Below are 12,317 nucleotides of genomic sequence, written 5' to 3'. Positions count from 1 at the left end.
CTCATTACCGAACAGGATACAGTTTACGTAAACGGAAACTAGCGGATGATCCATGCGGCACAAGCCGTTACGTTGGGGATACCTCTTGCCCTGACAGCAGCTTCAGGCCAGACTGTCATCCAATCCAGAACATTCACATAGAGAAACCACCGAGGGAGAAAACGGAATGCGGAAAGCCAGCCTTGCTTTTGGTAGCGCTATCATACTTGCGGCACATCTTGCCGCCTGCTCAGGCGAGAAACCTGCAGCGCCTGCAGAGCAGGAGACGGTCACACAAACACCGCCGGTCGAAGCAGAACGGGTAGAAGACGCCTCTGCCACTCATTCGAAATATCTTGAGCAGCCCCTCGTAACCGAAATCTTCACGGCCGACCCGTCCGTGCATGTCTGGGATGATGGCCGCATCTACGTCTATCCCAGCCACGATTACGACGCCGGCATTCCGGAAGATGATCTCGGCAGCCAATATGCGATGCGCGACTATATCGTCCTCTCCATGGATGAAGTCGGCGGTGATGTGACGATCCACGATGTCGCGCTCGACGTAGATGATGTGCCATGGGCAGCCCAGCAAATGTGGGCCCCGGACGCAGCTCACAAGGATGGCAAATACTATCTCTATTTCCCGGCCAAGGATGAGAATGGCGTGTTCCATATCGGTGCAGCCGTTTCCGACAGCCCGACCGGCCCGTTCACGGCCGAGTCGGAAGCCATTGAAGGCTCATTCTCCATGGATCCGGCTGTCTTCGAGGATGATGATGGCGAGTACTACATGTATTTCGGCGGCATCTGGGGCGGCCAGCTGCAACGCTGGGCGACAGGCGAATACAATGACGATCCGAATCTCAACACAGATCTGGTCAATGACGATCCGCTGACCAATGAGGATGAAGCTGGCCAGCCGGATGATGTCGCGCTGATGCCGAAAATCGCCAAAATGGCTGACGACATGGTCTCCTTCGCAGAGCCCCCCAAGGATGTGATGATCCTTGATGAGAATGGCGATCCGGTAAAAGCCAAGGATCATGACCGCCGCTTCTTCGAAGCAGCCTGGGTCAATCGAATCGGAGACACCTATTATCTGTCCTACTCCACCGGGGACACGCACAAGATTGTCTATGCAACCGGGGACAGCCCGTATGGCCCGTTCACCTATCAGGGCGTTGTCAATCAGCCAGTTGAAGGCTGGACCAATCACCACTCCATCTTCCAGCATAATGGTAAATGGTATCTCGCCTATCATGACGTCCAGCTGTCCGGGAAAAGCCATTTGCGGAACGTGAAGATCACGGAGCTCACCGTGAACGATGATGGCACGATCGAACCGGTCAACCCGATGCCGGGCGAATAAGCCCAGCTCAAATCGCAAAGACCTAAAAGCTGGTGAGCCTCTCGCCAGCTTTTTTCATTTCTGGCGCAACCCTTTCGCTGCCTGCGCGTTATGGCCCCGCCGCTTCAGCGGCCATAACAAGGAGACGCCCCATGAATTCAGCTCGACGCCGCATCCTGCTTGCAGGTGGCACCGCCATGCTGGCCACATCTCTTTCCGCCTGCGGAACCATCCTTTATCCGGAACGCAAAGGCCAGAGGAGTGGCCGTATCGACCCCTCCATTGCCATTCTTGATGGCATTGGCCTTCTTCTTTTCCTCGTACCGGGCGTGATCGCCTTCGCAGTGGACTTCTCCAACGGCACAATCTACCTGCCGGGCACTCAGGCGTCAGCCGAGACGAATGATGAGATCCAGACGGCGCGCTTCAAGGGCGAGCTAACGGAAGAAAAACTCGATACGGCCTGGAACGAGACTTATGGCGATGCAAAGCCATTCGAAGTCTCCCAGCTGCAGCGGTATCCGATCCGCAACCAGTCCGACATTTCATCCCTGATCGGTCACCTGTCCGCATCGAATTACGCACGCAGCTAAATTGTCATGCATCTGCCGGCTGACCGAGGGTCCCTCAACCCCTGGTCAGCCGGTCCTGCATCATCGCCAACCAGCTCTGCTGGCGATGCAGCATGGATATGACATCATCCGGATCCCCACTCTCCAACAGCCCATCAATGGCGACACGAGACACCTGCGTGTGACGCTGTGTGAAGTCCTGCATAGATTGATGTTTCATTGCTTCAGGACGCTCAGACGGACGGGGCTGGAAAGTAAGAAGTTTGGCTGACATCACTTCGCTCCAGTTTGCGAATAATTCTCAATCGCACACTTATGCCGTCTCAGTCAAGCGACCATTCGCCCCTGACGCATCGGAAAGAGTTCACAAACCCCATATGTTCGGCATAAATGCCGGCTCATGGCAGACGATATCCTTTCCCTGAGCAGCAGCTTCCCCGATGCGACCGAGGCCGATTGGCTCGCAAGCGTTGAAAAGGCCCTTAAAGGCCGCGGTATTGATTCCATTACACGAAAGACGGCAGATGGGCTGGAGATCCACCCGCTCTATCGCGAGAGCGACTTTCCTTCGGCCTCTGATCCGCTCGGCACGCCGGGCGAGGCGCCCTATCTGCGTGGCCCCACCGCCGCGCCGGACAAATTCATGCCTTGGGACATCCGCCAGGCCTTCACGCATCCGTCGCCGCATGTGACGAATGAAGAGATACTGCGCGACCTTGAGCGCGGCGTGATGTCGATTGAGCTGAAACTGGATGCGACAGCTCGTAATGGCGTTCAGATCACCACGCTGAACGAAATGAAAGCTGCACTCGACGATGTGCGTGCAGACATTGCCACCATCGCTCTGGACCATGGTGCGGGCGCCGGAACGCATGCCGCCACGCTTTTGGCCTTATGGGGACAAAGCCAGGCAGAGACGCAGAATCTGAAGCTCGACTTCAACATGGACCCGCTCGGCGGTCTGGCCCGCAGTGGTGCCCTGGAAGGCGGCCTGAACCAGACCTTCGCACGCCTTGCGGAAACGCTGGAGCAATTGGGCAAAACCTATCCGAATGCCGGTCTTGTGCGCATTGATTCCCGGATGGTACATGAAGCAGGCGGCTCGGAAGCGCAGGAACTCGCGGCCCTCATCGCCAGCGCTGTCGATACCTTGCGGCGCCTCGACCATCGCATGGACATTTCCAAGCTGATCCCGCGGATGAGTTTCGCCGTGGCGCTGGATTCCAATTACGGTATCGGCGTTGCCAAACTTCGCGCCGCCCGTCGCCTCTGGGTCCGCTGTCTCGATGCGCTGGGCCAGGACGCCGTGCCGATGCGCCTGCACGCAACAAGCTCTGCGCGCATGCTGACACGCTATGATGCGTGGACCAACATGCTGCGCAATACCGGCGCGGCCTTTGCGGCAGCTGTCGGCGGCGCAGACATTGTGACGATCCGCCCCTTCAACGAAGCCCTCGGCATTCCGGAAGAGCTGGGCCGCCGCATCGCGCGCAATACGCAGATCATCGCCATGGAAGAAAGCCAGCTTGGCCGCGTGGCAGACCCGACCGGCGGCGCATGGTTCACCGAAACCTTCGCAGACGATCTGGCCGAAGCCGCCTGGAAGGAGTTCCAGGCCATTGAGCATGAAGGCGGCTTTGCAGCCTCTCTCATCTCCGGCGCATTTCAGGACCGTATCGCCGCGATCCGGACGGAACGCGGCAAGGCCATCGCCAAGCGCAAGGTGCCGATCACCGGTATCAGCGAATTCCCGTTGCTCGACGAGATCACCGCGCCCGTGGCAGACGACGTTTCCATCACCCCGCGTGACGGTATGTCTGATGAAGGCCTCAAGCACTTCGTCCAGAAGGAAATGCCCCCGGCAGAAGAAGACGCCACATGCACGCCGCTGCAGCAGGTTCGGCTGGCCGGAGACTATGAAGCCCTGCGCGATGCCGCCGCAGCGCAGCCGAAGACGCCCATCATCTTCCTGGCGACGCTCGGTCCGCTGGCAGAGCACAATGCCCGCGCAGACTTTGCCCGCAACCTTTTCGCCGCTGGCGGACTGGAAGCCACGCAACCGCCTGTGCCACCGCAATCGGCCTCTGAAACCGTCGCGGCCTTCAAGGCATCCGGCAGCAAGCTTGCCTGCATTTGCGGCGCGGATGCCCGTTACGAAGACGAGGCCACTGAGACCGCCAAGGCCCTGAAAGCCGCTGGTGCATTGCATGTCTGGCTCGCCGGAAAGTTCGAAGGCGAGGGCATCGACACAAATATCTTCATAGGCTGCGATGTGCTGCACTCGCTGAAACTCGCCCACGCAGAACTGGGAGTGAAGTAATGAGCAAATTTCCTGACTTCACCAAAATTGATCTCGACAAACCGCACGCCAAGGCAAAATCGCCTGATTTGGGCGCGCCATGGGAGACGCCTGAAAGCGTCGAAGTGAAATCAGCCTATATGGCGGATGATCGCGATAATCTGGACTATCTGGACGACTATCCGGGCCTGCCACCCTTTGGCCGTGGCCCTTACCCGACCATGTACACGAACCAGCCCTGGACAGTTCGTCAGTATGCGGGCTTCTCCACGGCGGAAGACTCCAACGCCTTCTACCGCCGCAATCTGGCCGCTGGCCAGAAAGGCCTCTCGGTCGCGTTCGACCTCGCCACCCACCGCGGCTACGACTCCGATCACGTCCGCGTGTCTGGTGATGTCGGCATGGCGGGCGTCGCCATCGACTCCATACTCGACATGCGGACACTCTTCTCTGGCATACCACTGGACAAGATGTCTGTCTCCATGACGATGAATGGTGCCGTCCTGCCGATCCTCGCGCTCTACATTGTGGCGGCCGAGGAACAGGGTGTCGGGCCGGAAAAACTGGCCGGGACGATCCAGAACGATATCCTGAAAGAGTTCATGGTGCGGAACACCTATATATATCCGCCCAAGCCCTCCATGCGGATCATTTCAGACATCTTCGCCTATACGTCGCAGAACATGCCGAAATTCAACTCCATCTCCATTTCCGGCTATCACATGCAGGAAGCCGGTGCCACGGCGGATCTGGAGCTGGCCTACACGCTCGCCGATGGCATCGAATACATCCGCGCCGGTGTGGATGCCGGGCTGGACGTCGACGCCTTTGCGCCGCGCCTCTCCTTCTTCTGGGCTATCGGCATGAATACCTTCATGGAAGTTGCCAAGATGCGCGCCGCGCGCCTGCTCTGGGCAAAACTTGTGAAGGAAGAGTTCAACCCGAAGAACCCGAAATCCCTCAGCCTGCGGACACACTCTCAGACGTCCGGCTGGTCTCTCACCGCGCAGGACGTTTACAATAACGTCATTCGCACCTGCCTTGAAGCCATCGCCGCGACCGGCGGGCAGACGCAATCGCTGCACACGAACAGCTTTGACGAAGCCCTCGCCCTGCCGACGGACTTCTCCGCCCGGATCAGCCGCAACACGCAGCTTTTCCTGCAACAGGAAGCCGGTGCCTGCCAGACGATCGACATGTGGGGCGGCTCCTACTATGTCGAGCGCCTGACGCATGACCTTGCCGCCAAGGCCCTCGCCCATATCGAGGAAGTCGAAAAACTGGGCGGCATGCGCAAAGCCATCGAAGAAGGCGTGCCGAAGCTGCGCATCGAAGAGGCCGCCGCCAATACGCAAGCCCGTATCGACAGCGGCACGCAGACCGTTGTCGGCGTCAACAAATTCCTGCTGGACGAGGAAGAAGACGTCCCCGTACTGAAAGTTGACAATGCTGCCGTGCGCCGCATGCAGCTGGACAAGCTCGCCCGTCTGAAGTCAGAGCGGGATGAAGCCGAAGTCACCGCCAAGCTGGATGCGATCGCAAACGCCGCAGCAGGCACTGAAGGCAATCTCCTCGCGCTCGCCGTGGATGCGGCCCGCGCCAAGGCAACCGTGGGAGAAATCTCCGAAGCGGTTGAGCGCAGCCAGGGCCGCCACAGCGCCGTGATCCGCTCCATCAAGGGCGTTTATGGCGGCGGCGTAAAAGGCAATGACAAGGCCGAGCAGGCCGTCTCCCTCGCCCAGGCGTTCGAGAAGAAAGCCGGTCGCCGTCCAAAGATCTACATCGCCAAGATGGGTCAGGATGGACACGACCGTGGCCAGAAAGTCGTCGCCTCCGCGCTGATGGATCTCGGCTGGGATGTCGAGATCGGCCCGCTCTTCCAGACGCCGGAAGAGGCCGCCGCCGATGCCCGCAAGGCTGGCGTGGACATTGTCGCCGCCTCCTCGCTCGCGGCCGGGCACCTTACCCTGGTGCCGGAACTTAAGCGCGCGCTCGGCAATGAAGGCGCCGCGCATACGCAGATCATTGTGGGCGGCGTGATCCCCCCGCAGGATTTCGACGCGCTCTACGCTGCCGGGGCCACCGCCATCTTCCCGCCCGGCACCGTCATCGCCGACAGCGCCATCAAGATGCTGGAAGTTCTGAACGGGGATGATGACGGCACGAAGAGGGCGGCGGAATAGAGCCACATATCAAGGCGATAAACTCGATTTGAATGTCCAGAAGGACATGGGGATTTGCCGTCTCAGGGAATCTTTATTATAGTCCGGATAGGGAAGTCCTGAGATGAAGTGGGAAGTGGATTCATGAACAGAAACAGTGTGTTCGGGCTTTCGGCCCTTGTCCTTGCTGCATGTGGCGGCGGTGGTGCCACGTTCACCGATCCGGTGAACCCGGAAGACATCCGTGCTGCAGCAGCGGCAACGCTTGATGTTGTTTGTCAGGAAGTCGATGGCAGTAGCACCATCAAGTGCGACAACGATGAAGAGCAGATGATGACCTCGTTCACCAAGCTCCGGATCCAGGTCGCTGAAGAAAGTGACGGCAGTCTGTACGCCACCATTATTTCGGTTCAGCAGGGTCGGCTGGAGCGCAAAAAGGTGGTCGCCTTCCTTAAGCGGTTCGGTTTCTCGGAAGATGACTTCCTCGCGGCCATCGAACGCGGACAACGCATCACGCAGGGCGACTTCACACTGTATGACAATGGCGACTATATGTCGATCTACTCGAACTAGGTTACGCCGATTGCCGGGGCGGAGGTGTCTGATAGGCTTCCGCGATGGCTGAGTTGACCTCAACCTCCGGATATGACGAAGAGGCGGACGACCTGTTCGTGCGCTACGAGGCGCTGTCGGCGCCGGAAACGCATGCGCACTGGCACCGCCTGTTTCCTGAACCGCCCATGCACACGCTGGATATTGGTTCAGGCACCGGGCGGGATGCGGCCTGGCTGGTTTCGCTCGGCCACTCCGTTCTGGCGGTGGAGCCTGTGGAGACGCTACGTACAGGCGCGACGCGATTGCATCCGGAGGCCGGGATTACTTGGCTGGAGGACAGCCTGCCGAACCTCGCAGCGACACGCGCCCGCGGCGAGACCTTCGGCATGGTGATGATGAATGCCGTATGGATGCATCTGACGGCAGAAGAAAGAGCCGCCGGTATGGGCCGCGTTGCCGCGCTGATGGCACTGGGAGGTCGCCTGTTCATGAGTCTGCGGCACGGGCCTATCCCTCAAGGGCGCCGCATGTTTGACGTCACAGGCTATGAAACCATCGCCCTCGCCGCCCGTCATGGCCTCGTCCCCATCAGTCATATCCGCAAGAATTCCATAATGGCTGAGAACGCGGCGGGCGGTGTTGAATGGACCGCACTCGTCTTTGAAAAAACCACTTGAACCGATGGCGCAGCCTCCCATCTATATATTGTTATTCGATAAAAGGAGCGCCTACCATGATCATCTCCACCACGCCGACCCTTCAGGGTCATGAAATCTCGAAATATCTCGGTATTGTCTGCGGGGAGATCGTGATTGGTGCCCATATCGGGAAAGACATTCTCGCCAGCTTCACCAACATCGTCGGCGGGCGCTCCAATGCCTATGAGAGCACGCTGCGCGAAACGCGCGATGATGCACTGGCAGAGTTGGTAGAGGAGGCGAAGAAGCTTGGCGCGGACGCAGTTGTCGGCCTGAAATTCGATTACACCGTTATCGGCCAGAACGGCTCCATGATGATGGTCGCCGTCTCCGGAACAGCCGTCACCCTCGCATGAGCCTGCTGGATGAAACCGCCCCGACAGCGGACGTGATGCTGGACATCGCGACAGCCTGTCTTGAGCGGCTGCCAAAGCATATGCGTGATGCGGCGGGCGACATCCGCATCATCGTGTCAGACTATGCCGAGAAGGCAATCCTGCACGACATGAAAATCCCGGACGCCCTGGGCCTCAGCGGGCTTTATGTCGGTGTTCCGCTGACGCATGAAAGCGTGACTTATCCCTCAATGGACCGCCCACTGATCTATCTCTACCGCATGCCGATGCTGATGGAGTGGGCCGCGCGGGAGGATGTCACCATCACCGAAATGGTGGAGCACGTGTTCATCCACGAACTCGGCCACCATTTCGGGTGGTCTGATGAAGATATGCACCGCACATTAGGCGGTGAAGACTAGGACGCGTCCGCCTTTGATTTGTGGGCCAGCGAATCCGCATTGGCTTCCCAGTTCTGGCCATCGAAGCGATTAATGGTCACGTCGAAATCCTGCCAATTGTCCAGGCACCGCCAGGTGATGGCATAGCCATCCTGGTTAGACCGCGGCACATAGAAGCTCTTGATGCCACAGATACTGCAGAAGCGATGCTTCGCCCCACCCGTATTGAAAGTGTATTCGGAGAGTTTGTCCGCTCCCTGAATAAGGCGGAAATGCGTTCCCGGTACGATGACATGTATATTCCCGCTCATCGCGCAGATGGAACAGTTGCAATCCTCAACTTCAAACGCATGAGGCAGTTTCACCTCGTAGCGAACTGTTCCGCAATGGCACCCACCGAGGCGCCAGGCCATACCTGTCATTCTAATCCTCTTCAGACATGTGACTGGTATAAGAGATAATAATCTCTTCAAACAGGTTCAGGTCTTCCTCATCAAAATTATGCTCGTTCTGCAGATCAATGCCATAATCCACACCGACGGCATAGGTTTCATCATCTCCGCTCGGCAAAATAAAGGCCCGGCCGAAAGGATAACTGTCATTATAAAGATTGGTTCTCTCATACATGCTGAAGTCCGGCGCGCCATCCATCGTAAAGGTGGAAAAGAACATAGCTGAACTGCAGGTGCGGGAGTCGTCACAATTCATCAGACGAACAGAGTAATAATATTCGCCTTTCTTTGCATCCAAGCGCGCGACATCATCGCCCAGCCAAGTCACTTCGACCTCCTCGCTGCCAGCATTGGTCAGCACCTTGCCGGCATTTTCAGGCGCAATCGGCCAGGCAAAGGCAGGAACCGCAATGGAAACCGCAACCACACCACAAAGCAATATTCTGATCATCCCGTATTCCCCTGCACAATTGATCTTTCAGCATTCTGACATGCTGGCACGGAAAATATCAATGGATGCAAAAGTTGAAAATTTTATGGCTATCCTGCCCATATAGGTGGACGCCTACGCACCCATGGCTTTGCCCGCTCCAATTGTCCGGCTAGAGAGTACAGCAAGGCCTCGCTGCCATAACGCCCACCAAACATCATCCCGATCGGCAGCCCCTGCGGAGCCGTTTCAGTTGGGGGTGTCCAGTGCAGAGGTACAGACATGGCCGGTGCCCCGATCTGATTGAAGAACGGGCAATGTGGTGAAAAGCTTGCCACAGCAGCGCCCATTGAGTCCGGGTCGGCTGTCAGCGCCATCACGCCCAGCTTTTCCGGTGCCCGGGACAGGGTTGGCGCCAGGATCAGATCATATCCGCCCTCATTCAGAAACGTCTCAAAAATGATGGCATTCTCGTTGAAAAGATTGTTCGCCTTGGCCAGTTCCACCATGGGTACCGTGCGCCCCAGATTGGACATGGCCAGCGTGATCGGCTCCAACTCGTACTCGCGCGGCTGACGCCCGGTCATCTTAGCGCGGTCATCAATCATGGCCGCGATATTGGCGGAGATCGTGAACAAGGCCGCCTTTCCGATAGCCTCTCCGTCAATCTGCGGCGCGGCCTCAACCACTCTATGGCCCAAATCTTCCAGCAGTTTTGCCGTCGTGGCCAGCCCTGCCGCCGCATCCTCATCCGGCTCGGTGCCATTCGGCGCGGTACGCCACAGCGCAATCTTCAGCGGCTTCGGATCGCGGGAGACCTCTTCCAGGAATGACCGCTCCGGCTTGGGGGCCTGATAGCGATTGCCGGTCTCCGGGCCATGCGTTGCATCCATCAGAGCCGCATTGTCCCGCACGCTGCGGCTGAGGGCATGGATTGTGGAGAGGCCATTCCAGTTCTCCGTGCGCCATGGTCCCATCGGAATACGCCCGCGAGAAGGCTTCATGCCAAACAGGCCACAACTGGCGGCCGGAATACGGATGGATCCTCCACCATCACTCGCCTGCGCCATGGGCAACACACCTGCTGCCACGGCTGCAGACGCCCCGCCGGATGAGCCGCCTGACGTGCGGGTCACATCCCAGGGATTTCGCGTTTGCCCATAAAGCGTGGACTCAGTTGTCGTTGTCAGGCCGAATTCGGGGCTGGTCGTCTGGCCGAAGAAGACAAGCCCCGCATCCCGGTAACGCTGGGTGAGCGTAGAGTCCCACTCGGCAACATGCCCCTTCCAGCTGACCGATCCATTGGTCAACGGCGCACCTTTTACGGCGACAGCCAGATCCTTAGTCACAAAGGGCACGCCAACAAAAGGGCCCGTCTGGTCTCCCTTCGACAATTGCTGTTTCGCAAGATCAGGGTAGAGCGCCGAGAAGCAATTCAGATCTCCCTGCACGGCCTCTGCCCGCTGCACGGCTTCATCCAGTAATTCACTGGCAGATACCTGACGCGTCCTGACAAGCTCTGCCAGCCCCATCGCGTCATAGTCGGAATATTCCTTCATGGCCTCTCTCCCTTTTCGCGCATACTGTAATGTATGCGCAGGGAAGGAAAGCCCTTCAGGCCTAGTCCTTGTGGCGGTGGCGCTCAGGGCCTCGGGCCAGGCGTTCAGCCATCATGGCCCGCTTTTCCGGGGACATGGCCTCCAGCCGGTCAATCATCGCCTCATGCGCTACAGCATGCACGCGCTCGTCCGATACGCGCAAATTGCGAAAGGCCTCTTCCGCGGCAGGCCGGTCGAAAGGCTGCCGGGTCAGAACATCCGCCAGCTGACTACGCACCAGCTCCCGGGTTTCCCGTTCCGGCTTCGTCGAGCGATAGGATTCCTTGAGCATCGTATAGAAGGCCTTGCGGTCTTCCTCAGACAGCGGCTTTTCCTTTCCCGGCAGACCGGGCGGCGGCTCTTTGCCGGGCGCCTTGTTGTGCAGCACCATACCGCCCACCAGGCCCAGCAACATCATGTTGCCCAGCAGGGAAATCGTAAGCCAGAACGGAATACGTCGCGGCGAAGAAACGGGCTCTGTCATTGCGGGGCCTCATCTTCAAGGTCCATGGAATATGTATCAAAGCCAAGCGCAGCATAGACCAGTTCCTGCGCCTGGTCTTCCTGTGCAGGCGTAGAGGTTTGCGCGACGCTCATGCCGGCAAACAGGCCCACAGATAAGGAGGCAATCGCCCCGGCCGGGATCCATACCGGCAGACGCCATCTGCGCCCCGCCGCTCTGGCCGGTTTAGGGGCATTGTCTATAAGGCGCGCGCGCAGCTCTGCCGGGGTATCCACCGGTGGCACAGCCTGCAACAGCATGTCCAGGCTGCGGGCCTCTTCCAGCGCGGCGGCAAAGGCCTGTGGGTCAGCCTTCAACAGCACGCGGGCGCTCTCGCGCTCATCTTCCGGGTAGGCGTCAACATCTGCGCCATACGTCTCGATCAGCGCGAGCAAACGTTCTGCAGTGATGTTCCGTGCACTCATGACCCGGTCCTTTCCATCAGGCTGGCCCTCAATCCGCGACGGGCACGGGCCAGCAGGCTCTCCAGCGCTTCCACGCTGACTTCCATTATCTCTGCAGCCTCTGCCTGAGAGTGGCCTTGCAGGGCGCACAAGGTCAAGGCGGCTGCCTGGCGTTCCGGAAGGGCAATAATGGCTGCTTCCACCGCGCGCACTCTTTGTTTCTGCTCCAGCTCTTCTGCCGGGTTCAGGGCCGGATCCGTTCTCTCCGGCAGATGTTCCATCGTCACTTCGCGTCGCTTCCTCAGCCGGTCATAGCAGAGGTTCAGCGCCACCCTGTGCAGCCAAGTCGAGAATTTCGCCCTTGGCTCCCAGCCCGGCAAGGCCTTCCACGCGCGCAGGAAGGTTTCCTGTGTCACGTCTTCCGCCTCCGAGACATCACCCAGCATGCGCGTGGCAACTGCCAGCACGCCGCCACTATATCTGTCCACCAGTGCCGAAACGGCCGCAGGATCGCCTGCCGCCGCCCGGGTGATCTGGTCGAGATCGGATGAAAAAGCCACGAAGCAGAGCCTAACCCAA

15 protein-coding genes are annotated in these 12,317 nt (G+C 58.9%); 8 read left to right on the top strand and 7 right to left on the bottom strand.

Features of this window, described 5'->3' with window-relative positions:
* The first annotated feature begins 166 nt into the window (after positions 1-166).
* Both HY2_RS07155 and HY2_RS17595 read left to right on the top strand, forming a co-directional pair.
* The gene (locus HY2_RS07155; protein WP_034826138.1) at positions 167-1,351 is read left to right on the top strand and encodes a glycoside hydrolase family 43 protein; all 1,185 of its coding nucleotides are present in this window, start codon (positions 167-169) and stop codon (positions 1,349-1,351) included.
* A 131-nt stretch (positions 1,352-1,482) separates the two neighbouring features.
* Positions 1,483-1,923: a hypothetical protein gene (locus tag HY2_RS17595; protein WP_034826135.1), complete on the top strand. Its 441-nt coding sequence runs from the start codon at positions 1,483-1,485 to the stop codon at positions 1,921-1,923.
* 34 nt (positions 1,924-1,957) lie between these two features.
* On the opposite strand, the gene HY2_RS07145 is transcribed toward HY2_RS17595, so the two are convergent.
* Positions 1,958-2,176 carry a hypothetical protein gene (locus HY2_RS07145; protein ID WP_034826132.1) on the bottom strand — a complete coding sequence of 73 codons (219 nt, stop codon included), beginning with the start codon at positions 2,174-2,176 and terminating at the stop codon, positions 1,958-1,960.
* 126 nt (positions 2,177-2,302) lie between these two features.
* Here HY2_RS07145 and HY2_RS07140 point away from each other — a divergent pair, with 126 nt between their 5' ends.
* From HY2_RS07140 to HY2_RS07115, 6 genes are all read left to right on the top strand, one after another.
* The gene (locus HY2_RS07140) at positions 2,303-4,222 is read left to right on the top strand and encodes a methylmalonyl-CoA mutase family protein (protein WP_034826129.1); all 1,920 of its coding nucleotides are present in this window, start codon (positions 2,303-2,305) and stop codon (positions 4,220-4,222) included.
* Complete coding sequence (gene scpA / locus HY2_RS07135; protein ID WP_034826127.1) at positions 4,222-6,384, top strand: methylmalonyl-CoA mutase; 2,163 nt, start codon at positions 4,222-4,224, stop codon at positions 6,382-6,384. The genes HY2_RS07140 and scpA overlap by 1 nt, the downstream gene beginning before the upstream one ends.
* A gap of 123 nt (positions 6,385-6,507) precedes the next feature.
* The gene (locus tag HY2_RS07130; protein ID WP_112061904.1) at positions 6,508-6,936 is read left to right on the top strand and encodes a hypothetical protein; all 429 of its coding nucleotides are present in this window, start codon (positions 6,508-6,510) and stop codon (positions 6,934-6,936) included.
* A 44-nt stretch (positions 6,937-6,980) separates the two neighbouring features.
* Entirely contained in the window at positions 6,981-7,595 is a 615-nt protein-coding gene (locus HY2_RS07125) for a class I SAM-dependent methyltransferase (RefSeq protein ID WP_034826121.1), read from the top strand.
* A 56-nt stretch (positions 7,596-7,651) separates the two neighbouring features.
* Positions 7,652-7,972, top strand: a complete 321-nt coding sequence (locus tag HY2_RS07120; protein ID WP_034826119.1) for a YbjQ family protein — start codon at positions 7,652-7,654, stop codon at positions 7,970-7,972.
* The gene (locus HY2_RS07115) at positions 7,969-8,373 is read left to right on the top strand and encodes a metallopeptidase family protein (RefSeq protein WP_034826117.1); all 405 of its coding nucleotides are present in this window, start codon (positions 7,969-7,971) and stop codon (positions 8,371-8,373) included. The genes HY2_RS07120 and HY2_RS07115 overlap by 4 nt, the downstream gene beginning before the upstream one ends.
* Here the strand turns inward: HY2_RS07115 and HY2_RS07110 are convergent.
* The 6 genes from HY2_RS07110 to HY2_RS07085 all read right to left on the bottom strand — a co-directional run bounded on the left by HY2_RS07110 (position 8,370) and on the right by HY2_RS07085 (position 12,298).
* A complete protein-coding gene (locus tag HY2_RS07110) occupies positions 8,370-8,774 on the bottom strand; it encodes a GFA family protein (protein WP_081814973.1) in 405 nt (134 codons plus the stop codon). The two genes, HY2_RS07115 and HY2_RS07110, sit on opposite strands and share 4 nt — an antisense overlap.
* Before the next feature lies 1 nt (position 8,775).
* Positions 8,776-9,255, bottom strand: coding sequence for a YbjN domain-containing protein (locus tag HY2_RS07105; RefSeq protein WP_034826115.1), 480 nt, complete (start codon positions 9,253-9,255; stop codon positions 8,776-8,778).
* Positions 9,256-9,344: 89 nt separating this feature from the next.
* The gene (locus HY2_RS07100) at positions 9,345-10,793 is read right to left on the bottom strand and encodes an amidase (RefSeq protein ID WP_034826112.1); all 1,449 of its coding nucleotides are present in this window, start codon (positions 10,791-10,793) and stop codon (positions 9,345-9,347) included.
* Positions 10,794-10,854: 61 nt separating this feature from the next.
* On the bottom strand, positions 10,855-11,316 hold the full coding sequence (locus HY2_RS07095) for a periplasmic heavy metal sensor (protein ID WP_034826110.1): 462 nt from the start codon (positions 11,314-11,316) through the stop codon (positions 10,855-10,857).
* Entirely contained in the window at positions 11,313-11,759 is a 447-nt protein-coding gene (locus tag HY2_RS16745; RefSeq protein WP_051594821.1) for a hypothetical protein, read from the bottom strand. The genes HY2_RS07095 and HY2_RS16745 overlap by 4 nt, the downstream gene beginning before the upstream one ends.
* Positions 11,756-12,298 carry an RNA polymerase sigma factor gene (locus HY2_RS07085; RefSeq protein ID WP_034826108.1) on the bottom strand — a complete coding sequence of 181 codons (543 nt, stop codon included), beginning with the start codon at positions 12,296-12,298 and terminating at the stop codon, positions 11,756-11,758. The genes HY2_RS16745 and HY2_RS07085 overlap by 4 nt, the downstream gene beginning before the upstream one ends.
* Positions 12,299-12,317: the final 19 nt, after the last annotated feature.

The organism is Hyphomonas pacifica, from assembly GCF_000682675.1.
In the GTDB taxonomy this organism is placed as follows: Bacteria; Pseudomonadota; Alphaproteobacteria; order Caulobacterales; family Hyphomonadaceae; genus Hyphomonas; species Hyphomonas pacifica.
Note: the sequence above shows the minus strand (reverse complement) of the source record. Positions and strands in the feature narration are given on the sequence as shown.

Coding starts and splice junctions, on each gene's coding strand:
- HY2_RS07155 (WP_034826138.1), top strand. CDS start 167: ATGCGGAAAGCCAGCCTTGCTTTTGGTAGCGCTATCATACTTGCGGCA.
- HY2_RS17595 (WP_034826135.1), top strand. CDS start 1,483: ATGAATTCAGCTCGACGCCGCATCCTGCTTGCAGGTGGCACCGCCATG.
- HY2_RS07145 (WP_034826132.1), bottom strand. CDS start 2,176: ATGTCAGCCAAACTTCTTACTTTCCAGCCCCGTCCGTCTGAGCGTCCT.
- HY2_RS07140 (WP_034826129.1), top strand. CDS start 2,303: ATGGCAGACGATATCCTTTCCCTGAGCAGCAGCTTCCCCGATGCGACC.
- scpA (WP_034826127.1), top strand. CDS start 4,222: ATGAGCAAATTTCCTGACTTCACCAAAATTGATCTCGACAAACCGCAC.
- HY2_RS07130 (WP_112061904.1), top strand. CDS start 6,508: ATGAACAGAAACAGTGTGTTCGGGCTTTCGGCCCTTGTCCTTGCTGCA.
- HY2_RS07125 (WP_034826121.1), top strand. CDS start 6,981: ATGGCTGAGTTGACCTCAACCTCCGGATATGACGAAGAGGCGGACGAC.
- HY2_RS07120 (WP_034826119.1), top strand. CDS start 7,652: ATGATCATCTCCACCACGCCGACCCTTCAGGGTCATGAAATCTCGAAA.
- HY2_RS07115 (WP_034826117.1), top strand. CDS start 7,969: ATGAGCCTGCTGGATGAAACCGCCCCGACAGCGGACGTGATGCTGGAC.
- HY2_RS07110 (WP_081814973.1), bottom strand. CDS start 8,774: ATGACAGGTATGGCCTGGCGCCTCGGTGGGTGCCATTGCGGAACAGTT.
- HY2_RS07105 (WP_034826115.1), bottom strand. CDS start 9,255: ATGATCAGAATATTGCTTTGTGGTGTGGTTGCGGTTTCCATTGCGGTT.
- HY2_RS07100 (WP_034826112.1), bottom strand. CDS start 10,793: ATGAAGGAATATTCCGACTATGACGCGATGGGGCTGGCAGAGCTTGTC.
- HY2_RS07095 (WP_034826110.1), bottom strand. CDS start 11,316: ATGACAGAGCCCGTTTCTTCGCCGCGACGTATTCCGTTCTGGCTTACG.
- HY2_RS16745 (WP_051594821.1), bottom strand. CDS start 11,759: ATGAGTGCACGGAACATCACTGCAGAACGTTTGCTCGCGCTGATCGAG.